The sequence below is a fragment of the Providencia heimbachae ATCC 35613 genome (assembly GCF_001655055.1).
Lineage (GTDB): Bacteria > Pseudomonadota > Gammaproteobacteria > Enterobacterales > Enterobacteriaceae > Providencia > Providencia heimbachae.
Window position 1 is genome coordinate 1 of the sequence record NZ_LXEW01000022.1, and the last position, 21912, is coordinate 21912.

20 protein-coding genes and 1 pseudogene are annotated in these 21912 nt (G+C 41.8%); 13 read left to right on the plus strand and 8 right to left on the minus strand.

The window, feature by feature from the left end:
• Positions 1-568 (minus strand): annotated as a pseudogene (locus M998_RS07340) (signal recognition particle-docking protein FtsY); the annotation flags it as partial.
• Positions 569-784: 216 nt separating this feature from the next.
• Here M998_RS07340 and rsmD point away from each other — a divergent pair.
• Together rsmD and M998_RS07350 are read left to right on the plus strand one after the other, a co-directional pair.
• Positions 785-1366, plus strand: coding sequence for a 16S rRNA (guanine(966)-N(2))-methyltransferase (gene rsmD / locus M998_RS07345; protein ID WP_068440674.1), 582 nt, complete (start codon positions 785-787; stop codon positions 1364-1366).
• 9 nt (positions 1367-1375) lie between these two features.
• Positions 1376-1663 carry a DUF1145 family protein gene (locus M998_RS07350; protein WP_068440671.1) on the plus strand — a complete coding sequence of 96 codons (288 nt, stop codon included), beginning with the start codon at positions 1376-1378 and terminating at the stop codon, positions 1661-1663.
• A gap of 3 nt (positions 1664-1666) precedes the next feature.
• Here M998_RS07350 and M998_RS07355 read toward each other — a convergent pair whose 3' ends face one another.
• The gene (locus M998_RS07355; protein WP_068440668.1) at positions 1667-2026 is read right to left on the minus strand and encodes a DUF2500 family protein; all 360 of its coding nucleotides are present in this window, start codon (positions 2024-2026) and stop codon (positions 1667-1669) included.
• A 122-nt stretch (positions 2027-2148) separates the two neighbouring features.
• On the opposite strand from M998_RS07355, the gene M998_RS07360 reads away from it, so the two are divergent.
• The 3 genes from M998_RS07360 (at position 2149) to M998_RS07370 (ending at position 6418) form a co-directional block, all read left to right on the plus strand.
• Entirely contained in the window at positions 2149-2778 is a 630-nt protein-coding gene (locus M998_RS07360) for a lysoplasmalogenase (protein WP_068908219.1), read from the plus strand.
• Positions 2779-2921: 143 nt separating this feature from the next.
• Entirely contained in the window at positions 2922-5294 is a 2373-nt protein-coding gene (locus M998_RS07365) for a zinc/cadmium/mercury/lead-transporting ATPase (RefSeq protein WP_068908221.1), read from the plus strand.
• A gap of 185 nt (positions 5295-5479) precedes the next feature.
• The gene (locus M998_RS07370; protein WP_068908223.1) at positions 5480-6418 is read left to right on the plus strand and encodes an Rpn family recombination-promoting nuclease/putative transposase; all 939 of its coding nucleotides are present in this window, start codon (positions 5480-5482) and stop codon (positions 6416-6418) included.
• A 79-nt stretch (positions 6419-6497) separates the two neighbouring features.
• On the opposite strand, the gene tusA is transcribed toward M998_RS07370, so the two are convergent.
• Entirely contained in the window at positions 6498-6752 is a 255-nt protein-coding gene (gene tusA, locus M998_RS07375) for a sulfurtransferase TusA (RefSeq protein ID WP_068440655.1), read from the minus strand.
• 178 nt (positions 6753-6930) lie between these two features.
• Here tusA and M998_RS07380 point away from each other — a divergent pair, with 178 nt between their 5' ends.
• A complete protein-coding gene (locus M998_RS07380; RefSeq protein ID WP_068440651.1) occupies positions 6931-7599 on the plus strand; it encodes a 7-cyano-7-deazaguanine/7-aminomethyl-7-deazaguanine transporter in 669 nt (222 codons plus the stop codon).
• Positions 7600-7689: 90 nt separating this feature from the next.
• Here M998_RS07380 and glpC read toward each other — a convergent pair whose 3' ends face one another.
• Genes glpC through glpA form a run of 3 tightly spaced genes read right to left on the minus strand, consistent with a single transcriptional unit; the run spans position 7690 to position 11820 of the window.
• Positions 7690-8883 (minus strand): anaerobic glycerol-3-phosphate dehydrogenase subunit GlpC, encoded by a 1194-nt coding sequence (gene glpC, locus M998_RS07385; RefSeq protein WP_068908224.1) that lies wholly within the window; start codon positions 8881-8883, stop codon positions 7690-7692.
• Positions 8880-10175 (minus strand): glycerol-3-phosphate dehydrogenase subunit GlpB, encoded by a 1296-nt coding sequence (glpB, locus tag M998_RS07390; protein ID WP_068908225.1) that lies wholly within the window; start codon positions 10173-10175, stop codon positions 8880-8882. The genes glpC and glpB overlap by 4 nt, the downstream gene beginning before the upstream one ends.
• Positions 10165-11820, minus strand: a complete 1656-nt coding sequence (gene glpA, locus M998_RS07395) for an anaerobic glycerol-3-phosphate dehydrogenase subunit A (protein ID WP_068908226.1) — start codon at positions 11818-11820, stop codon at positions 10165-10167. Before glpA ends, glpB begins: the two co-directional genes overlap by 11 nt.
• A gap of 443 nt (positions 11821-12263) precedes the next feature.
• Between glpA and glpT the strand changes: the two genes are divergently transcribed.
• Positions 12264-13613: a glycerol-3-phosphate transporter gene (glpT, locus tag M998_RS07400; RefSeq protein WP_068440640.1), complete on the plus strand. Its 1350-nt coding sequence runs from the start codon at positions 12264-12266 to the stop codon at positions 13611-13613.
• Positions 13614-13714: 101 nt separating this feature from the next.
• On the plus strand, positions 13715-14782 hold the full coding sequence (gene glpQ, locus M998_RS07405) for a glycerophosphodiester phosphodiesterase (RefSeq protein ID WP_068908230.1): 1068 nt from the start codon (positions 13715-13717) through the stop codon (positions 14780-14782).
• A 60-nt stretch (positions 14783-14842) separates the two neighbouring features.
• Here the strand turns inward: glpQ and epmA are convergent, their stop codons facing one another.
• Positions 14843-15820 carry an elongation factor P--(R)-beta-lysine ligase gene (gene epmA / locus M998_RS07410; RefSeq protein WP_068908231.1) on the minus strand — a complete coding sequence of 326 codons (978 nt, stop codon included), beginning with the start codon at positions 15818-15820 and terminating at the stop codon, positions 14843-14845.
• Between the two features lie 760 nt (positions 15821-16580).
• On the opposite strand from epmA, the gene frdA reads away from it, so the two are divergent.
• The 4 genes from frdA to frdD are packed head-to-tail and all read left to right on the plus strand — an operon-like array spanning position 16581 to position 19882.
• Positions 16581-18377, plus strand: a complete 1797-nt coding sequence (frdA, locus tag M998_RS07415; RefSeq protein ID WP_068908232.1) for a fumarate reductase (quinol) flavoprotein subunit — start codon at positions 16581-16583, stop codon at positions 18375-18377.
• On the plus strand, positions 18370-19104 hold the full coding sequence (locus M998_RS07420; protein WP_068440629.1) for a succinate dehydrogenase/fumarate reductase iron-sulfur subunit: 735 nt from the start codon (positions 18370-18372) through the stop codon (positions 19102-19104). Before frdA ends, M998_RS07420 begins: the two co-directional genes overlap by 8 nt.
• Before the next feature lie 13 nt (positions 19105-19117).
• A complete protein-coding gene (gene frdC, locus M998_RS07425; RefSeq protein WP_068440626.1) occupies positions 19118-19513 on the plus strand; it encodes a fumarate reductase subunit FrdC in 396 nt (131 codons plus the stop codon).
• Positions 19514-19528: 15 nt separating this feature from the next.
• Positions 19529-19882, plus strand: coding sequence for a fumarate reductase subunit FrdD (gene frdD, locus M998_RS07430; protein WP_068440623.1), 354 nt, complete (start codon positions 19529-19531; stop codon positions 19880-19882).
• Between the two features lie 68 nt (positions 19883-19950).
• Here the strand turns inward: frdD and tetR are convergent, their stop codons facing one another.
• Complete coding sequence (gene tetR, locus M998_RS07435) at positions 19951-20571, minus strand: tetracycline resistance transcriptional repressor TetR (protein WP_068908234.1); 621 nt, start codon at positions 20569-20571, stop codon at positions 19951-19953.
• Between the two features lie 81 nt (positions 20572-20652).
• Between tetR and tet the strand changes: the two genes are divergently transcribed.
• Positions 20653-21846: a Tet(A)/Tet(B)/Tet(C) family tetracycline efflux MFS transporter gene (gene tet, locus M998_RS07440; protein WP_068908235.1), complete on the plus strand. Its 1194-nt coding sequence runs from the start codon at positions 20653-20655 to the stop codon at positions 21844-21846.
• Positions 21847-21912: the final 66 nt, after the last annotated feature.

Genomic DNA, 21912 nt, shown 5'->3' on the forward strand with positions numbered 1-21912 from the left:
CTTGGCGTTCCTGTTCGGCTTTTTCTTCGGCCGCTTGAATCGCCGCTAATTCAGCTTGGCGTTGACGTTCGGCTTCCTCTTCGGCAACTTTAATCGCGGCACTTTCAGCTTGACGCTGACGTTCTAATTTCTCTTCCGCGAGACGAATAGCATCTTCTTCTAAGCGTTCACGTTTTAGCTTTTCTTGTGCGAGGCGAGCCGTTTCCGCTTCTCTACGTTCATTTTCAGCTTTTTCTTCCGCTGCTTTGATAGCCTCTATCTCAGCCTGACGTTTTTGCTCAGCCTGTTCTGTCGCAGCATCAATCGCAGACTGCTCTGCTTGATATTTACGCTCTGCCTCGTCTTCTGCTGCTTTAATTGCATCTTGTTCAGCTTGATGTTGGCGCTCAGCTTCCGCATTAGCGGCTTCTATTGCAGCATCTTGTTCTTTTTGTTGAAGATCAGCTTCTGTATCTGCAGTTTGCTGTTGAATTTCTTGTTGTTGGCCTTCTTGTTGCTGGGTTTCATTTTCATCTTTACGACCAAAACCCAACCATGAAAAAAAGCCTTTTTTCTTATCTTTAGCCATCTGCCACTATACTCCTTGCGGTAAAAACATGGCGCTTATAATAAAATCGCAATAAAATTACATCCAGTCTATCATTTCATCGCGCTGCAACACATATCTGAACTAAAAATCATGAAAATTTAATCTGAATTTTTTATGTTAAAGCGGTGAAAATGAAGCATTATACTAATTGAATTCAATTTAAATACACATATAAGCTAAGCAACAATACATATTATGGCAAAAAAACCACAAACAGCCTCTTTAGGTCAGATCCGTATCATTGGTGGAACATGGCGTGGGCGCAAGCTACCCGTACGTGATAGTGAGGGCTTACGTCCAACAACGGATAGAGTAAAAGAAACCTTATTTAATTGGCTAATGCCCGTTATTCGCGAAGCACGTTGCCTTGATTGTTACGCAGGTAGTGGCTCTCTCGGGTTTGAAGCCCTTTCTCGACTTGCCGATAATGTCACTTTTATTGAACTCGATAAACAAAATACTCAGCTTCTTATTGAGAACAAAGCTCGCTTACAAGCAACTCATGCCACGGTGATTAACAACAGTTGCTTGTCCGTTTTGGCGCAAGCAGGTACACCTTTTGATGTTGTTTTTATTGATCCTCCTTTTCGTAAAGGATTGCTCAATGAAACGGTCCAATTATTAGAAAAAAATCATTGGCTCGCTGACGAAAGTTGGATTTACATTGAGTCAGAAGCGGAGTCACCACTTACTGACATTCCAGCTAATTGGCAACTCCATCGTGAAAAAATAGCAGGCCAAGTTGCTTACCGTCTTTTTATTCGACATTTAAATTAGGGAGAAAGTATGTTCATTAATATAGGACGCCTGCTAATGATTTGCGTTTGGGGTTTTATGGTGTTCAATCTCGTTCATCCGTTCCCTAAACCTTTGAAATACTTTATGGATATTGCCATGGTTTTTATGGTATTTATGCATGCTCTACAAACTATTTTTCTCAAAGCAACCTTACCTAAAGGTGAAAAGCTATCGAAAATGATGCAAGTCCGTATTTTCTTCTTTGGTGTATTTGAGATGCTAGTAATGCAAAAGAAAATTAAAGCCGCATTGGATGAAGCCAAGAAAAAGCAGTGAGATTTATTTTTCGGTAGAAACCTCAAAACGAATAAATCGCGTACCTTGCATATAGAGCTTCCCTTTACTACTTTGTTCTATATCACGATATTGAGTTTCACTTACAACCGTTTTGATGGTTTCGCCACTCGACAATGTCTTAAAATAAACTTCATAACGAAAAGTTTCTGGTGAAACAACATCCCGTTCTCGGGAACGCATGTTAGGATAAGGGTAGTCTTTTTTCTCTTCGACTTGAACTAAGTAACTAACAGTTAAAGCATTATCGTTAATTTCATTTTGTTTACGCTGATCAAAAAAACGTTTTGTCGCTAAAACGGCAATAATCGCTAAAACGATAATAAGTAAAATTGGTTTATTCATAATGTATGTTTTTGCTTAAAATGATTATCTCAGTATAGTTTATCTTACTTATATCAAGAGAACATAGATAGAAACTGAATACACGCTATTATTCATTCACTTATGCTTATAAGGATGTATATATGATTAGTTGGCCATTCCTCGCTGTCTTATTTTCTGGCTGGCTGTATGTTGATGCCGCATATCGTGGCCCTGGATGGCAACGTTGGCTATTTCGTCCCATAACACTTTTGCTTTTACTTTTATGGGGATGGAGTTCCGACGATTTAAATATTCAAAATTATCTCATTTTAGCGGGTTTACTCGTTTCTCTGGTTGCTGATCTTTCTCGAATGCTTTCTAGTGAGCACTTGCTTACTTCCGTTGCACTGATGTTCTTAAGTTATTTGATTTATACCGTTAGCTTTGGAATGCAATTAAATTTTGGATTGTTCCTCCCATGGCTTGCAGCGCCATTGATTATTGCCGCGGTTACCCTCGTTTTAATTTGGACTAAACTTGAACATCTCCAAGCAATTGTTTTCGCTTCACTCGTGATGTGTATGATTATGGCCTGGGTTGGCGGAGATCAATACTTTGGATTAGGCCGTGAGTATAATTTCTCAATCATGATCGGGGCTTCATTGCTATTCCTTTCTAACTGTCTCTGGCTAATTGCGCATTTCCGCTTTCCATTTAAGGCTTCAAAAGCGGTCGTTGCTGCTTTATATTTTTTAGGCCAATTCTTTATTGTTCGCGCGATTTATTTATAGTCATCAAATAATCAATTGATGACATTTCCAGATAGCATTTTTCATCAATTGATTACCTCCTATTTAATTTGACTCTGGAGTCTACTCCAGAGTGTAAGCTACTCATCAAGGGTTAGTTTATATAGTTAGCTAAGGGGGCGCATATGCACTCACATTCAAATAAAGAAACACATGCTCGCACAAGCTCATGCTGCTCAGGTAGCAGCAGTTGCTCATCAGCTGTTACCGAAAATAGCAAAGACGTAAGTAATGACTCACATACCCATGAACATAGTAGTGTAGAAAAACATCCTGATGATGATGATGAGGGATCCCACACGCAGGCACATGATCATGCTGGCCATAACCACCAACATGGTGGTAGCTGCGGATTACCTATAAATGTGGCAAATGACATAACACCATTACAAACAGCTCAACAACGTTTTAGCTGGATCATTCGCGGAATGGATTGCCCTAGCTGCGCAAGTAAAATTGAAAATGCGGTGAATCAAATAAGTGATGTAAAACAAGCTAAAGTCTTGTTTGCCACTGAAAAACTTATCGTCGATGCTGACAGTGATATCAGTGCCGCGGTACGTGCAACCGTTGAAACCGCAGGCTATGAGTTGCTTGAAGTGGGAAGTAATAATGCCTCATCTATTCAGCCCCCACCAAGCTTATTAACCGAAGCAAAACCCGTTATTATCTTAGCGATATTAATGGCCGTTAGCTGGGGGCTTGAATTTGTCAATCCACAGCTAGGTACAATCGCCTTTATTCTGACAACCCTATTTGGGCTCTACCCTATTGCCCGTAAATCCTTAATTTCGATTCGAACAGGTTCGCCATTTGCAATTGAGACATTAATGACAGTCGCAGCTATCGGTGCCATCTTTATTCAGGCTACCGAAGAGGCTGCAATGGTTATTTTGCTATTCATGCTTGGCGAGATGCTGGAATCCTACTCCGCAGGAAGAGCCCGCCGAGGTGTGAGCGCCTTAATGGCATTAGTGCCAGAGGATGCGGTATTAATTAAAGATGGGAAAAAAACGACAGTAGCTGTTGCCCAACTGCGCCCTGGTGATGTCATTGAAATTGCACCAGGTGGTAGATTACCAACCGATGCCGTATTAGTGTCTGACTTTGCAAGTTTCGATGAAAGTGCATTGACCGGTGAATCAGTGCCTATCGAACGCAATGCGGGGGAAAAAGTTGCAGCAGGCTGTCTATCTGTGGATAGAGCAGTTCAAATGCGAGTTGCATCAGAACAAGGCAAAAACGCGATAGACCGTATTTTGCAACTGATTGAAGAAGCAGAAGAACGTCGAGCTCCCATTGAGCGCTTCATTGATCGCTTTAGCCGTGTTTACACCCCAATCATCATGTTAATTTCCGCATTGGTAATTATCATTCCACCGATATTTTTTGGTGCGCTGTGGGAAACATGGATTTATCGTGGATTAACCTTATTGCTAATTGGTTGCCCATGTGCACTCGTTATTTCAACCCCAGCGGCAATTACATCGGCACTCGCAACGGCAACACGTCGCGGTGCACTGATAAAAGGCGGTGCAGCTTTAGAACAGCTTGGTACAGTGACAACCATTGCACTTGATAAGACAGGGACATTAACTGAAGGTAAACCCCATGTCACTAATCTCGTTCCTGTCGATGGAATGACTGAAAGTGAACTCGTTCGTATCACTGCCTCTGTTGAAGTGGGTTCCCATCATCCATTGGCAAAAGCAGTGGTTAATAAAGCAGAAGCACTCGCATTGATAGTCACTGAAGCACAAAATCGTAAGGCATTAGCAGGAAAAGGGGTTGAAGGTTTTCTGGATGACAAGCATATCTTAGTGAGTGCGCCAAACAGAATAGAACCGCCACTTGATAGCCTATGGCAAAGTAAAGTTGAAGAACTTGAAGCCCAAGGAAAAACGGTTGTTGTTACCCTTCAAGATAACCGAGTTATTGGATTAACGGCACTGCAAGATACTTTACGTAACGATGCGGTTGATGCGATGAGCATGCTTAGAGCACTTAATGTCAACGCTGTGATGCTAACGGGCGATAACCCTAGAGCGGCGAGCGCCATCGCGGGCCAGTTAGGCATGGAATATCGTGCGGGTTTATTACCTGAAGATAAAGTGACTGCGGTCATCGAACTTAACCGTAATCATAGCACGATGATGGTAGGTGACGGCATCAATGATGCCCCTGCAATGAAAGCGTCTAGTATTGGCGTCGCGATGGGAAGTGGTACTGACGTCGCATTAGAAACAGCCGATGCAGCGTTAACCCATAACCGCTTAACTGGATTGCCGGAAATCATTGCACTATCCCGCGCCACTCGCAGAATTATTCGTGAAAATATTGCTATCGCATTAGGTTTAAAAGGGGTGTTCTTAGTCACCAGTTTACTGGGGATCACTGGCTTATGGGTTGCCGTACTCGCTGATTCAGGTGCAACGGCGTTGGTAACAGCAAACGCAATTCGCTTACTGCGAGTGAAGTTACCACAAGTGAAAAAATAGTTTTGACTATCACCATCAAAAAGCGCCTTTCGGCGCTTTTTTGTTATTCGAATAAGTTAAAAAATCATAATAATTATAATTAATTAAACGACCAATTCTAAGGATAACTAGGATTAACTTTTCTACATTTAAACATAATATTCGCTAATATCACCAGCCATGGAAATGCTTAATGGTATTAGGATATGGTAAAAAATCAGAGTTCAGCTCCTCATGACTCCACATTCAAAAGCTTTATGTCTAAAATTGATAATGCACGAGACTTTTTTGATATTCACTTGCCTGAACATATTAAAAAATTATGTGATTTCAATACGCTGACATTAACCAACTCATCATTTATAGATAAACAATTGCGCTCCCGCTTATCTGATGTGCTTTATTCTGTTGAAACTGAACTGAATAAAGGCTACATCTATCTTTTAATTGAGCACCAATCAACACCCGATAAGCTAATGAGCTGGCGACTTATGCACTATGCTTTTTTAGCCATGAATCAGCATTTACAGCAAGGCCATCGTACCTTACCGCTTATTGTTCCAGTTTTATTTTATCACGGGTCAATATCACCTTATCCATATGCGCAAACATGGACACACTGTTTTCCATGGACAGACATTGCCAGCGAGCTTTATTTTAATCCATTTCCATTAGTGGATGTTACAGTGATTGACGATAATGAACTGATAAATCATCGTAAAATCGCCGTTATGGAACTTGCAATGAAACATAAGGATTTACGGGAAGATATCAATAAAGTGACTAGCCTGTTGGCTCAAGCCTTAAATCAGCACTATAATAGCGATGATGACATTGTTACTGTATTTAACTACCTATTCGTCACATTGGATTCTCCCAATTTCGACCGAATAATAAAACAACTTATTAATCAGACCGAAAATCATCAGGAGGTCATTATGAATATCGCTCAACGCTTGATAAATCAAGGACGACAAGAAGGTATTGAAATAGGTATTCAAGAAGGCGTTAATATCGGCCGAAAAGAAGAACGTAAAGCGATGCAGCAGGAAATTGCCCTGAATAGCTTAAAAAATGGTGCAACGATTGAGTTTGTCTGCAAAATAACAGGCTTAAGTCGCAAAGAAGTGCTGAGTTTACAGTAAAGCTAGCGGTCATCCCTGCCTTAATTTGGCAAGGATTTAGCGGCTAACACTTTGGCTCTTAATATTTAAAATTGTGAGATTACAGCCCACTCATTTTTTTACGCAACAAATAACGATAGGGTGTTTTTTCTGCTTCAACCGCTAAAAGCTCATGCTCCATAAAACGGCAAAAACCAGGAATATCACGCGTTGTTGCCGGATCATCCGCGATGATAAGCAAAGTTTCCCCTTCTGACATATTGCGAACTGTTTTACGGACTAACATAACAGGCTCTGGGCAGCGAAGACCTAATGTATCAAGGGTTTTAGTGGCATCAGAAAATAAATCAGACATAATAATTACTTTTTCAAATAAACAATAAACTGATTATATAATAAAAAAAGCTGAGCGGGTCGATCAGTTTTGCTTTTGTTGCGCAACAAGCGTATCATGCGCTCTTTCCAATTTTTGGAAAAAAATTATTGGGTATTTCATGGGTTCCCTCACCCCATTGTGACTAAAAAGGTACAATATGTTTGCATTTACTCCGCAGCAAAAAGCCACTGCGTTAATTTGGCTGTCGTTATTTCATGTTTTGATTATTACATCCAGCAACTATCTGGTGCAGCTACCGATCAATATTTTCGGTTTCCACACCACTTGGGGTGCGTTCACCTTCCCGTTTATCTTTCTCGCAACGGATTTGACTGTCCGTATTTATGGTGCGCCACTTGCTCGCCGTATAATTACGTCAGTTATGTTGCCGGCTTTACTGATTTCCTATGTTATTTCTGCCCTATTTTTTCAAGGGGAATGGCAAGGTTTTGCATCAATAACAACATTTAACTTGTTTGTTGCACGTATTGCAGCGGCGAGTTTTATGGCGTATGTACTTGGGCAAATTTTGGATGTCAGTGTGTTTAACCGCCTGCGTCAAAATAAGCGTTGGTATGTAGCACCGGCATGCGCCATGCTTTTTGGTAATCTTATTGATACCATTGCCTTCTTCTTTATTGCCTTCTATCACAGTAGCGATCCGTTTATGGCAGCTAACTGGGTAGAAATCGCCTTGGTTGATTATGTATTTAAGTTGCTTATTTGCATGCTATTTTTCTTACCTGCATACGGAGTTTTACTGAATTTCATTCTGAAATATTTCTTTGAAAATGCGAATAAAAAACAGTTAGCCGATCAGCACTAAATACCGTTAGAGAAGGGAATATTCCCTTCTCTGTTTAATACCAGTCAATCAAGGTAAATCACAACCCTACAATTCCCAATGCCAATTTAATTATAAAGCCTTTGCTAACAAACTAATCGGGTGCTCACACTTCTTACTCGTCGACATCTCAATTTGCCATTTGCAGGTTTCACAATCGGTTATCACCATATCAGCGCCGCTTTCTTCAATTTGGCGGAATAGGCCAGCACCAATACCTTGAGCAACGTCATAGTTTTCTTTCTTAAAACCATAAGTTCCTGCAATACCACAACATTGCGAATCTAAAACAATAAGCTCTACCCCCGGCACCCGTTTTATTAACTCAAGGGTATAAGAGGTCCAACCCATTTTTTCCATATGGCATGGCGTGTGATAAGCCACTTTCAGTGGTGTATGCTTTAGTTTTAATTCACGGCCTTCTTCAAGCAAACGATAAATGTAACGTGTTGCCAACTCAATATTGTCGCGCATCTCTGATGTATCAACATCCAATACGTGGGTATATTCATCGCGAATAGTGAAAGTACAGGTTGATGATGTTGCGACTACCGGAATATGTTTTTCTAGGATCGTTTCTTGTAATGATTCTAAATTTACATTGGCTTGGCGCTTGGCTTGTTTCATAAACCCATTAGCAATTAATGCCACACCACAGCATTTTTCACGTTTTAATAACTGAACACCAATGTTCATGCCATTAAACACTTTAATAAGATCTTTACCTAGTTGAGGATGATTGTAATTCACAAAACACCCATGAAAATAGGCAACTTGTTCGGTAAATTTTTGTTGTTCTGCCGCTTGCTTTGCAAACCAACGACGAAAGGTTCCAAATGAATATTTTGGTAACTCACGACGATGATCAATTTTTAATGCTTTATCAAGAAGTTGTCGTACAGGTTTTAAACCGGTGATGGTATTCACTACGGGTGCAAATGGCGTAGATAGCGAGCCCATTAAATCGGTATGACTTAATATTGCGTCACGAATTTTAGGCTTTTGCTGGCTGTACGTGTTACGAGCACGCGCAATAATATCGCCAATCTTCACATCTGATGGGCAAGCCACTTCACAACGCTTACAGTTAGTACAATATTTCAGCGCTTCATCATACAGCATTGGGTCTTTTAAGCGTAAACGCTCACCATCTGGCCCTGCTTGTTTTGGTCCCGGGTAAAGAGGATTAACCTTCGCAACTGGGCAATAAGTCGTACAAACGGTGCATTTAATGCAGCTTTCAAAACTGCCATCTTGAATACTCATTGCACTACCTCCGCCTGCACGGCCTTATTCTTATCAAGCTCATTCACGATTTCATTTGCAGCATGTAATGCACTGATCAGAGACACTCCAGCACCACAACCTTGAGTTAATGGGTCAAACCCGCCCAACACTGCACCGGCGACATACAGGTTTTCAATCACTTCACCCTGCTTTTTCGCTCGCAAAAGACGGTCTGTTTTCACCCCAAAAGCCATATAAGGTTGGGATGCAAAAAATTCTTTATGGGTCCATTTAGCCCGCTCAGAAATTTCACAAAGATCTAAATTCATCAATGGTTCATAAACGCGATCAAATTTCGCCACTAATCCATTATTGAAAAAGCTACCTGTTGCCAGAACAAACTGCTTCGCTTTGAGTGAGATATTTCCATGATTACGTGTTTGGATTGATTCAATACGTGATCCTACGCAGTTAACTGAAGTGACTTTATCCCCCGGCATCAGAATTCCGCCCTGACGACGAAATTGTTTTAATAATGTTTCGTGTAAACGAATGCCTAATAGAGATGGCGGTAACGTTGGCAATAAATAAAGTGGCTTACCTAACCGTTTTTGTAACTCCAATAGCGGTTCTTCACTATCAAGACCAATACAAGCAGGCATAAAAATCGTGTCAGAGTCGGCAATTAATGGCGTAATTTCTTCGACAATTTCTGCCATGTTTTCAGGTCTATCTAGCCAACGAGCCACATTAACCGCTCTGAATTCACTTGGATTTTCTCTTAAACGATCGAGTAGCGGTAAATGCACATAATGCGCACTGGCTTGCAAACCTTCACGCTGCAATTCATCAGCCACCATTTGTGGTTGAAAATCTAAAAAACCTTCGATACCGACAACCGCAATTTTACCTGAATCCATTTGTTGATGTAGCCCAACCGTAGGAACTGATTCGGGGCTTAACCACGTCATACGCTTGTGACCCAATGGTGTAATTCGATAATGGTTTTCTTCACATGAGCCTTTTAGTCGAATACCACTTTGTTGCAATATAGATTGCGCCATATGGGCAAACTGAGTCACTTTATCAGCACCTAAAAGACTATAGGGATGGGCTGGTGCTTGCTCACTTAAGGCATCAAGCATCGCCAATGGGTTTTCTGCCACTTGCCCATCAGGCAAATGGGTGAGTAAATCTAAAGAGCCTGATGAAAAATGCAGTGCATTTTGTCCCGCACTGACTATCGCACAAGATAAACCAGATTGAGTCAGGCGAATACCACAGATAAGGCCCGCTAAGCCTCCACCCATAACCACTGTATCATATTTCATTATCCGCCTCCTTTTGCGCCGTTTTACCTAGGGTTGATTCATTCATACCGCACAACCCTTGATAAACCCAGCTTGTGAATTCACTTTCACGTAATGCATCCCCCCAAGCAATTGGTCTTACTCCTTTCCAGCGCTCATTTAAGAAATGACCAAGTTGTTGTTCTGTTTCATGGGGAGTCGTGACATTAAAACGGCTGAGTAAACCCGCGGCACGGCAGGCACATAATTCACCTTGGCAAGTTCCCATACCAACGCGAGTACGACGTCTCAAATCAAGTAGGTTATTTACAGCAAGCGAATCAACGGCATAGCGTACTTCTCCCGCCGTTACCGCTTCACATTCACACACTAAGCTTTTATCTAATCGATTAGCGCTTAAAATTGCCGAAGCTCTGTCACCATGTCGATAAACGGCAGAGCCTCGAATCGAAGCCGGAATTGAAACCACATTACGTAATGCCTCTTCCGCACTATGCTGTGAACCCGGTAAAGGCGCTTCTGCCGTGGTACATTTCGCACTGTGACCAAGTTTTTCACACACTTTATCTGTTGCCCATTCAGCCATGAGACGATAAGTCATTAACTTACCACCAGTGATCGTAATAAAGCCTTCTAATCCGTCTCGTTTAGCGTGATCTAAAAGTACAATACCGCGGCTCACATTACGACCTGAAGGGTCATCATCACTGGCGACAAGCGGGCGAACCCCTGCATATGCACGTAAAATACGCGTTGTTGCAAGGGCTGGTGATAACATTGAACCTTCTCTGATCAGAATGTCCACTTCTTCTGGTGTGACATACATATTATCTATTTGGTCGTACTCAATATGTGTCGAAGTGGTGCCAATTAGCGAAATGGTATCGCCGGGGACTAAAATATCGGCATCAGCGGGTTTGCGACAACGGTTGATCACCATATTATTTAGGCGATGGCCTAAAATGAGCAAGGCACCTTTCGCGGGGAACATTTTAATTTTTAAATCACCATATTCAGCGATTTTTTGCCCCCATATCCCGCCGGCATTTACAACAATCTCAGCGTGGATATCATATTGCTTCTGGCTCTTATGGTCGTAAACCGTGACGCCACGTACCGTATCACCATGGCGAATAAGGCCAATAACTTCATGATAGGTCAATATTTTTGCACCATGCTCTCGGGCATCTAACATATTTGCGGCCGTTAAGCGGAATGGATCGACAGTTCCATCTGGAACGCGAACTGCGCCAATTAAATTGGGGTTTACAGAAGGTTCAAGACGAATCGCCTCTTTCGGGTCAATGGCCTTTGCATCAATACCTGCAGCTTGGCAAGCACTAATAAATTGCTGTTGATATTCGAGGCTATCTTCAGGCAATGTGATAAACAAGCCGTCCGTACGCTCAACACAATGATGAGCAATACGTTTAAGTATTTTATTTTCTTCGATACATTCTCTTGCCGATTCACTATCAGTCACCGCATAACGAGCACCACTATGGAGCAGACCGTGGTTACGCCCTGTTGCACCCGTTGCAATATCATGCCGTTCAAGTAAAACAGCTTTTAAGCCTCGACGAGCGCAGTCACGAGCGACACCTGCACCTGTTGCGCCACCACCGATAATGATGACATCCGTTTCGGTCACAGATGAACCATTCATGTTGTCTTCCTCACATTAATCAATATTCGATAACGAATAACAAATCTTGTTTCTATTTTTATAGTCTATTATTTAATATAGTCCAGAAACGTGCTTGATGTTTGATAAGGAACAAAAACGAAATCAATTCGGTCATTTTTAGTATAAAAAAGAACAAATACGTGATGAGAATCACAAAAAATATAACATTTTAGGTTCCATTCCATTCACAAATGTCATTAACTATGCAACTTCATAAGCAAAGCCAATAAATGTGCGTTAGATTACAGATAAAATGTTTTCTAATGACTACAATTAAGAGCAATTAAGAAAATAAAGACTCTTAAAAAAACTCGATTGCTTTCGTTTTTGTTACTTCATCAATAATAAACACTCAAGTTTATCGATCTTGATAAGCGATAGATGACGAGTAAATAAATATTAGCATGCCATCGGAGGCGTATATGTTCAGTATTTTTAAACCAGCACCTCATATAGAGAGGCTGCCCGCGGATAAGATAGATCCCGTCTATCGTAAACTTCGTTGGCAGATCTTCTTAGGTATTTTCTTTGGTTACGCAGCGTATTATTTAGTTCGAAAAAACTTTGCGCTAGCCATGCCTTATCTTGTCGAACAAGGATTCTCAAAAGGTGATCTTGGTTTTGCATTATCAGGGATATCAATTGCTTACGGATTTTCAAAATTTATCATGGGGTCGTTCTCTGACCGTGCAAACCCACGATATTTCTTACCCGCAGGTCTAATCCTCGCCTCAATTGTGATGCTTATCATGGGATTCGTACCATGGGCAACTTCTAGTATCATGGTGATGTTCGTATTGCTATTTTTCTGTGGTTGGTTCCAAGGTATGGGCTGGCCTCCATGTGGCCGTACCATGGTTCACTGGTGGTCACAAAAAGAACGTGGTGGGATCGTTTCGGTTTGGAACTGTGCACATAACGTCGGTGGTGGTCTACCTCCATTATTATTCCTGCTTGGTATGGCATGGTTTAACGACTGGAAAGCTGCGCTCTATATGCCTGCTTTCGCGGCAATCTTAGTTGCAATTATTGCCTTTGCATTGATGCGTGATACCCCTCAGTCGATGGGTTTACCGCCAATTGAAGAATACAAAAACGACTACCCAACTGACTATAAAGCCTCAGATGAAGAAGAGTTAACTGCAAAAGCCATCTTTATGAAGTATGTTTTCCCTAACAAACTTCTGTGGATGATTGCAATTGCCAACGTATTCGTCTACTTACTGCGTTACGGTGTTCTTGACTGGTCACCTACCTACCTGCGTGAAGTTAAACACTTCACGATGGACAAATCTTCATGGGCATACTTCATGTATGAATATGCAGGTATCCCAGGAACACTATTGTGTGGTTGGATGTCGGATAAAGTGTTCCGCGGTAACCGTGGAGCGACTGGTGTATTCTTCATGACCCTCGTCACTATTGCGACTATCGTATTCTGGATGAACCCTCCAGGAAACCCAGGCGTTGACATGGCTTGTATGTTAATTATCGGTTTCTTAATCTACGGTCCAGTCATGTTGATTGGTCTACATGCTCTCGAACTTGCACCGAAAAAAGCAGCAGGTACTGCAGCTGGCTTCACCGGTTTGTTTGGGTACCTTGGTGGGTCGGTGGCAGCCAGTGCGATTGTTGGTTATACCGTTGACTACTTCGGCTGGGACGGTGGTTTCGCTGTCATGATTGGCGGTTCAGCACTCGCGGTTGTTCTACTGTTCATCGTGATGATTAACGAAAGCAAACACAAACGTGAGTTAGCGAAGAATCAATAACATTCATCATATGTTCATGCTAAATCACTAAACTCGTGGGCTACATCATTTTTTGATATAGCCCATTTTTTTACCTAAAGAAGAGACAAGGAGATATAATCATGAACTTTCCATTGAAAACATTGGTGGCAAGTATGGTTTTAGTGATGTCAGTTTCTGCCGCAGCACAGTCTGCTGGTAAAGTCGTCATTGCACATCGTGGTGCAAGTGGCTATTTACCCGAACATACCTTACCAGCGAAAGCGATGGCTTATGCACAAGGTGCAGATTTTCTTGAACAAGATTTAGTCATGACAAAAGATAACGAGCTCGTGGTGCTGCATGACCATTATCTTGATAGAGTCACTGATGTTGCTGAGCGTTTTCCAGACCGTGCACGCAAAGATGGTCGTTACTACGCCATCGATTTTACCCTTGATGAAATCAAATCGCTTAAATTTACCGAAGGGTTTGATATCGTCGACGGCAAACAAGTTCAAAGTTACCCAAATCGTTTCCCAATGGGAAAATCTGATTTTCGAGTACATACTTTCCAAGAAGAAATTGAATTCATTCAAGGATTGAATAAATCGACTGGGAAAAATATCGGCATCTACCCTGAAATAAAAGCACCTTGGTTCCATCAGCAAGAAGGAAAGGATATTACCAAGAAAACGCTTGAAGTCTTAAAAGAGTACGGCTATACCGATAAAGCCTCGAACGTTTATCTGCAATGCTTTGATGCAAATGAACTTAAACGCATCAAAAACACATTAATGCCTGAAATGGGTATGAACTTAAAATTAGTTCAATTGATTGCTTACACAGATTGGAATGAAACTCAGGAACAAAAACCGGATGGTACTTGGGTAAACTATAATTATGATTGGATGTTCAAACCGGGTTCGATGAAAGAAATTGCCGTTTATGCGGATGGCATTGGTCCAGATTACCATATGCTCGTTAGCGAAGACTCTACACCAGAGAACATCAAATTAACCGGTATGGTCAAAGATGCCCATGCCAATAATATGGCAGTTCATCCTTTCACTATTCGTGTAGATAAATTACCAAAATATGCCAAAGATGGGCAACAACTCTTTGAAATCATCTACAATCAAGCCGATGTTGACGGGGCATTTACTGACTTCCCGGATCTCGGCGTCCAATTCTTACAGAAACAAAAATAGTCTGGGTGCCTAAAATGATATTGCAGCCATGTAGGCTGCAATATTTTACGCGATGAGGCGTTAGGCGATTGTCACCGGGAATGCGATAACATCACTGATTTTCTGAGTATTCAACGCCATCATAATCAACCTATCAACACCAATTGCTACACCCGAACAATCAGGTAAGCCATGCTCTAACGCCGCTAATAGATGCTCATCTATAGGCTGAATAGGTAATCCCATCGCCGCACGTTTACGATTGTCTTGATCGAAACGTTGGCGCTGCTCATTGGCATCAGTCAACTCATGAAAGCCATTCGCTAGCTCTAATCCTTTGAAATAAACTTCAAAGCGCTCAGCAACTCGGTGATCTTCCGTGCTAATCACAGCCAGAGAGGCTTGTGTTGCAGGGAAGTGATAAACAACAACAGGTTTTTCCTTACCGATATGTGGTTCAACACCCATGGTAAATAGCAATTGCAGCAAAGTGTCTTTATCGGTTTCTTGTTCTGCAATATTGCTTAAATCTAAGCGAGCTGCGACTTCCTTTAGCTCACTTTTTTCAGCAGATAAAGGGTCGATATCCAAGTGGCGTAGAAAAGCTTGTTGGTATGAAAGGAGTTCCGCGCTGTCACACTCAAGCACTTGTTGTAAAAGGTCATCAACCTCATTAATCAAGCGATACATATCAAAGTGCGGACGATACCACTCTAACATGGTAAATTCAGGGTTATGGTGGCGCCCAGCTTCCTCATTACGGAAACTACGGCATAATTGATAAATAGGTCCACTACCCGCTGCGAGTAGGCGTTTCATGTGGTATTCAGGACTTGTCATCAAATACAAATCAATTCCCTGTGCAGCTCCGGGACCCACAAAACGCGTTTCAAATGGAACAAGATGAATGTCAGAGACAGTTGCCTGACTCATTGCGGGTGTTTCTACCTCAAGTACACAGCGATCAGTAAAAAAACGTCTGATTTCCGCAATAATTTTTGCGCGCTGTAACAGGTTAGCGATGGGGGCAGTTGGCTGCCAGTTCGCTATCTCACTCATTAAAATGACTCCAAAATAAACTTAGTCGTGCAGTGTACTCACCTCACCATCAACACACAATCTATTGGTGTTGATAAAGTGGTGAAACGTGATTAGATGAAAACGATGTCGCGATTATCCTCTGCTTTACACGATTAGGCAAAAAAGCTTTTCTTCTTCATTTTAACAATTGATTAAAAAAAACCAGAAGCATGATTATTTCTTATGTTATGTGAAATTGATGTTAAAAAATAACAACCCTATTTCACTTTCTAAATAATTTTAAATATTCCATTTTAAAAATAAAAAATATAAAGTTTAGAAATAGTGAAGCGCCTCCCAATTTAGTATTTGGTATGAACGAGTAATTTCGAGGGTAATAACAATATTATTCACTTCAACACAAGAAAACCTGACTAATTCACTTGGTTTTAAAATCTATTTTTATTTACAAAAACAAGGGTAATTATTTGAAATTTCTTTTTATTCACTCTTAACTGGCTTTAAATGGTATCAATGTAAAAACAATTTACAAAAAACCGACGCAGATCACACTTTATAGGTAAATTTGCCCAAAACCCCCCTCTATATCAAATTTATGTTTTGCACTTTTCGCTATAATTCAAAGCATGATAAGTCATTATTAGCTATTATATTATTTACTATTAAAAAAGAGATATTTTGCAGTTTAGCCTAAAGCGAAACTCAAAATTGAATAGCTAAGTATCAAAAGTATTTAACAGTATTTATCAATTTTACACTTGAACAATGGAGAAGCGCAGTGCAAACCTTCAATGCCGATTTAGCGATTATCGGGGCCGGGGGCGCAGGCTTACGAGCAGCTATTGCTGCTGCTGAAGCAAATCCCAATATCAAGATTGCTCTGATCTCAAAAGTTTACCCAATGCGTAGCCATACCGTGGCAGCAGAGGGAGGATCAGCAGCAGTCACTCAGGCTCATGACTCCTATGACTATCATTTTAATGATACTGTTGCTGGTGGGGACTGGCTGTGTGAGCAAGATGTTGTCGATTATTTCGTCGAACAATGCCCAACAGAAATGACCCAATTAGAATTATGGGGTTGCCCTTGGAGCCGTAAACCAGATGGTTCAGTTAACGTTCGTCGTTTCGGCGGAATGAAAATTGAACGTACATGGTTTGCTGCCGATAAAACAGGCTTCCATATACTCCACACTCTATTCCAAACATCATTAAAATACCCTCAAATTCAACGTTTTGATGAACATTTTGTTCTCGATATTATTGTCGATGAAGGTCAAGCTCGCGGTGTTGTTGCCATTAATATGATGGAAGGCACAAAAGTACAAATCCGTGCGAATTCTATCGTGATGGCAACTGGCGGTGCAGGACGTGTCTATCGTTACAATACCAATGGCGGTATCGTAACCGGTGATGGTATGGGTATGGCATTCCGTCACGGCGTACCTTTACGTGATATGGAATTTGTTCAGTATCACCCAACAGGTCTTCCAGGCTCAGGTATTCTGATGACGGAAGGTTGTCGTGGTGAAGGTGGTATCCTCGTCAATAAAGATGGTTATCGTTATCTGCAAGATTACGGAATGGGACCAGAAACCCCACTCGGTAAACCTGAAAATAAATATATGGAACTCGGTCCTCGAGACAAAGTTTCTCAGGCATTCTGGCATGAATGGCGCGCAGGTCGCACAATTAGCACCCACCGTGGTGATGTTGTGTATCTGGATCTTCGTCACCTTGGTGCAGAAAAATTACATGAACGTCTGCCATTTATTTGTGAGCTTGCAAAAGCCTACGTTGGTGTAGACCCAGTCAATGAACCTATTCCTGTACGTCCAACCGCTCACTATACAATGGGTGGTATCGAAACCGATCAACGTACAGAAACTCGTATTAAAGGTCTATTTGCTGTTGGCGAATGTTCATCTGTTGGTCTACACGGTGCAAACCGCTTAGGCTCTAACTCACTGGCAGAACTGGTGGTATTTGGCCGTCTTGCTGGCGAAGAAGCTGCACGCCATGCCGCTGAAGCAACCCCAGCTAATGCAAGTGCTATCGAAGCACGTACTCGTGATATCGAAGCTGACCTCAGTAAACTCATGAACCAAAAAGGTAAAGAGAGCTGGTCGAAAATCCGTGATGAAATGGGAATATCAATGGAAGAAGGTTGCGGTATCTACCGTACACCTGAGTTGATGCAAAAAACCGTTGATAAGATTGCAGAACTGAAAGAACGCTTTAAGCATGTGGAAATTACTGACCATAGCAGCGTTTTCAATACGGATTTACTTTATACCATCGAACTTGGTTTTGGTTTGGATGTTGCTGAGTGTATGGCGCATTCTGCGATTAACCGTAAAGAATCACGTGGTGCTCACCAACGTCTCGACGAAGGTTGTACTGAACGTGATGATGTGAATTTCCTTAAGCATACTTTGGCATTCTATAACCCTGAGGGTTCTCCGCGTCTTGAGTACAGTGACGTGAAAATTACGAAATCCCAGCCAGCTAAACGTGTTTACGGTGCCGAGGCTGAAGCTCAAGATAAGGCGAAGAAGGAGCAAGCTAATGGATGATATGAAACACCTAAAAATGGAGATCATGCGTTACAATCCTGAAACGGATAGTGAGCCCCATTTAGTGGCGTATGATGTCCCTTACGATGAGCAAACTTCTTTACTAGATGCTTTAGGTTATATCAAAGATAACCTAGCACCTGACTTGTCTTATCGTTGGTCTTGCCGCATGGCCATCTGTGGCTCGTGCGGTATGATGGTAGATAAAGTGCCTAAACTCGCTTGTAAAGTCTTCCTGCGTGAATATCCGCAAGGCATGAAAGTCGAGCCATTAGGTAACTTCCCTATTGAGCGCGACCTTGTTGTTGATATGACACACTTTATCGAGCGCTTAGAAGCTATCAAGCCTTATATCATTGGCAATGATCGTAAACCGTCTGAAGGTCCGAATAAGCAAACGCCGGCACAGATGGCTAAATACCATCAGTTCTCAGGCTGTATCAACTGTGGTCTGTGCTACGCAGCATGCCCACAATTTGGTCTAAATCCTGAGTTCATCGGTCCTGCTGCGATCACATTGGCAGAGCGCTACAATCTCGATAGCCGTGACCATGGCGCGAAAGAGCGCATGACATTGTTAAATGGTGACAACGGTGTCTGGAGCTGTACGTTTGTAGGTTACTGCTCTGAAGTCTGTCCTAAGCATGTCGACCCTGCGGGCGCTATCCAGCAAGGTAAAGTCGCCAGCGCGCAAGACTTTGTTATCGCCATGCTGAAGCCACGATAAGGAGAATTGAGTCATGACAACAAAACGTAAACCCTATGTCAGGGAAATGAAGGGCGATTGGTGGCAAAACCTCGGTTTCTACCGCTTTTACATCATGCGTGAAAGTACCTCCGTTCTTCAGGTCTGGTTTAGTCTTTTAATCCTGTACGGGGTATTTGCGCTAAAAAGCGGTCCTGAGTCTTGGGCCGGCTTTGTTGGGTTCTTAAGTAACCCAATCATTCTTATCATTAACGTGATCACATTGGCTGCAACATTGCTTCATACCACAACTTGGTTCAAGCTTGCACCAAAAGCCGTAGGTATCGTTATTAAAGATAAGAAAATGCCAGAAGAACCGGTTGTTAAAGGCTTCTGGGTAGTTACGATAATTGTTACTGCGGCTATTTTAGCTTTCGCATTACTCTATTAATCTAAGGAGAATCTGATGAATCTAACGCCTAAACGTTCCGATGAACCGATTTTCTGGGGATTATTTGGTGCTGGTGGTATGTGGAGTGCCATTATTGGCCCTGCAATCATTATCCTATTAGGAATTTTAATTCCGTTGGGTGTCGCCCCAGAAATGCTAAGCTATGAACGCATCATGGCGTTCAGCCAAAGCTTTATCGGTCGCATTTTCTTACTATTAATGATTATTTTGCCTGTATGGTGTGGTATGCACCGTATTCACCATACATTGCACGATTTTAAAGTGCATGTCCCAGCAACAAAATGGGTGTTCTATGGTGGCTCTGCAATCATTAGCGTTATCGCACTAATCGGTGTATTTACACTGTAATTGCGAAATTAATGAAATAGACATACCCCATTTGCCATTGAGCGATGGGGTATTTTTTTATACCAAGATTATGCTTTTTCTTGTATTAGCTGTGCTTCAAGCCCAATAATCAACGCATTAATTCCATACATAAAAGCCTGCAACCCATCTTCTGTATCCATGATTTGAATGGCTTCTTTGAGCAAAGGCGGCATATTTTCGTCCATAGTATGCTCCCTCTCTAAAGACCCTGACGCATGCTCTTGCTGCTCAAGAACAGAACCTAACGTAAAGTGTCCGATGGCACTGATGGCATACAATCCTGTCTTAAGTGAGAACCCACTGTCCACGAGAAATTTGAGTTGTGCCTCCACTGTAGAATATTGATCTACACTCGGCCTTGTCCCTAAATGTGCTCTTGCCCCGTCTCGATGGCTTAATAATGCACGGCGAAAACTAAGCGCATTATGACGTAAAAAATCTTGCCAGGATTCACCGTCCCTCGGTAAGAAATGATCATGATGTCGTTCGAGCATTTCAATCGCGATAGCATCCAATAAGGTACGTTTATTCTTAACATGCCAATACAGCGTAGGCTGCTCTATACCCAGTTTTTGGGCTAATTTCCGGGTAGTTAAACCATCAATTCCCACTTCATTTAACAAGTTTAACGCAGCATCAATAATGGTTTTTTTATCCAATCTTGCCATGCTTCCCCCTCATATTTGTTGTTGACACTCTATCACTGATAGGGATATATTCCAACTCTATCAACGATAGAGAAATTAAATATGAATAAATCTGCCATGATTGCATTAGCGATCACCGCCCTTGATGCGATTGGGATCGGGCTAATTATGCCTGTTTTACCCGCCCTATTACGCGAATATGTCACATCAGAGAACTTAGCTAATCACTACGGCATTCTTTTAGCGCTGTATGCCATTATGCAAGTTTTTTGCGCGCCCATTTTAGGTAAGTGGTCAGATAAATTCGGCCGTCGCCCAATATTGTTGTTATCCCTGATTGGAGCAGCTTTGGATTACACTTTATTGGCAGTTTCTAGCTCACTTTGGATGCTGTATATCGGGCGATTAATTTCCGGGATCACTGGCGCAACCGGTGCAGTTGCAGCATCTGTTATTGCGGATACCACCACACCTACCGATAGAACTAAATGGTTTGGTCGACTGGGAGCGGCATTTGGCGTTGGGCTTATTGCAGGCCCTGCTATTGGTGGCTTTGCTGGGCAATATTCCCCTCATTTACCCTTTGTGATTGCCGCTATTCTTAATGCCTGTACGTTTATTGTTGTCTTTATTATTTTTAACGATAAAAAGAAAGACGTAAAAAGCGATAACAGTGCAAGCATTGAACATACTCCAGACCATTTTTATCACGCAGTTAAACCCATTTTATTATTACTACTGGTTTTCTTCACCGCGCAGTTGATTGGCCAAATACCCGCAACAACATGGGTTTTATTTACTGAAAGCCGTTTTCAGTGGGATAGCATGGCCGTAGGTTTATCTCTTGCGGGTCTTGGCGTTATGCACGCTTTATTTCAAGCTTTTATGGCCGGAGCGATTACCAAGCGATTTAGTGAAAAAACGACAATTATTGTAGGCTTTATTGCCGATGGAACTGCCTTTATTTTATTGTCACTGATTACTCAGGGCTGGATGATTATACCCACACTAATCTTACTTGCTGGCGGTGGTATTGCACTTCCCGCTTTACAAGGGTTAATGTCTACGCAAGTCAATCAACAAAACCAAGGTAAACTGCAAGGTATTTTAGTGAGCCTCACTAACATTAGTGGTGTCATTGGCCCGCTAATATTCAGCTTTATCTTTGGCAAAACCCTCGATATATGGGATGGCTGGGTATGGCTAATAGGTGCGACACTCTATGTTATGATCATTTTTATTTATTTGTTTTTTTCTAAAAGGATTAAAAGTACGACAATTCAATTAAAAGTGTGAGCCAAAATATAAAGCAACGCAATCCGATTAATTTTAGGATAAACCGCTTAGGTGCTATCATGTTTT

What these genes read in the sequence shown, in the direction of transcription:
- rsmD (WP_068440674.1), top strand. Translation starts at nt 785, where the DNA reads ATGGCAAAAAAACCACAAACAGCCTCTTTAGGTCAGATCCGTATCATT.
- M998_RS07350 (WP_068440671.1), top strand. Translation starts at nt 1,376, where the DNA reads ATGTTCATTAATATAGGACGCCTGCTAATGATTTGCGTTTGGGGTTTT.
- M998_RS07355 (WP_068440668.1), bottom strand. Translation starts at nt 2,026, where the DNA reads ATGAATAAACCAATTTTACTTATTATCGTTTTAGCGATTATTGCCGTT.
- M998_RS07360 (WP_068908219.1), top strand. Translation starts at nt 2,149, where the DNA reads ATGATTAGTTGGCCATTCCTCGCTGTCTTATTTTCTGGCTGGCTGTAT.
- M998_RS07365 (WP_068908221.1), top strand. Translation starts at nt 2,922, where the DNA reads ATGCACTCACATTCAAATAAAGAAACACATGCTCGCACAAGCTCATGC.
- M998_RS07370 (WP_068908223.1), top strand. Translation starts at nt 5,480, where the DNA reads ATGGTAAAAAATCAGAGTTCAGCTCCTCATGACTCCACATTCAAAAGC.
- tusA (WP_068440655.1), bottom strand. Translation starts at nt 6,752, where the DNA reads ATGTCTGATTTATTTTCTGATGCCACTAAAACCCTTGATACATTAGGT.
- M998_RS07380 (WP_068440651.1), top strand. Translation starts at nt 6,931, where the DNA reads ATGTTTGCATTTACTCCGCAGCAAAAAGCCACTGCGTTAATTTGGCTG.
- glpC (WP_068908224.1), bottom strand. Translation starts at nt 8,883, where the DNA reads ATGAGTATTCAAGATGGCAGTTTTGAAAGCTGCATTAAATGCACCGTT.
- glpB (WP_068908225.1), bottom strand. Translation starts at nt 10,175, where the DNA reads ATGAAATATGATACAGTGGTTATGGGTGGAGGCTTAGCGGGCCTTATC.
- glpA (WP_068908226.1), bottom strand. Translation starts at nt 11,820, where the DNA reads ATGAATGGTTCATCTGTGACCGAAACGGATGTCATCATTATCGGTGGT.
- glpT (WP_068440640.1), top strand. Translation starts at nt 12,264, where the DNA reads ATGTTCAGTATTTTTAAACCAGCACCTCATATAGAGAGGCTGCCCGCG.
- glpQ (WP_068908230.1), top strand. Translation starts at nt 13,715, where the DNA reads ATGAACTTTCCATTGAAAACATTGGTGGCAAGTATGGTTTTAGTGATG.
- epmA (WP_068908231.1), bottom strand. Translation starts at nt 15,820, where the DNA reads ATGAGTGAGATAGCGAACTGGCAGCCAACTGCCCCCATCGCTAACCTG.
- M998_RS07420 (WP_068440629.1), top strand. Translation starts at nt 18,370, where the DNA reads ATGGATGATATGAAACACCTAAAAATGGAGATCATGCGTTACAATCCT.
- frdC (WP_068440626.1), top strand. Translation starts at nt 19,118, where the DNA reads ATGACAACAAAACGTAAACCCTATGTCAGGGAAATGAAGGGCGATTGG.
- frdD (WP_068440623.1), top strand. Translation starts at nt 19,529, where the DNA reads ATGAATCTAACGCCTAAACGTTCCGATGAACCGATTTTCTGGGGATTA.
- tetR (WP_068908234.1), bottom strand. Translation starts at nt 20,571, where the DNA reads ATGGCAAGATTGGATAAAAAAACCATTATTGATGCTGCGTTAAACTTG.
- tet (WP_068908235.1), top strand. Translation starts at nt 20,653, where the DNA reads ATGAATAAATCTGCCATGATTGCATTAGCGATCACCGCCCTTGATGCG.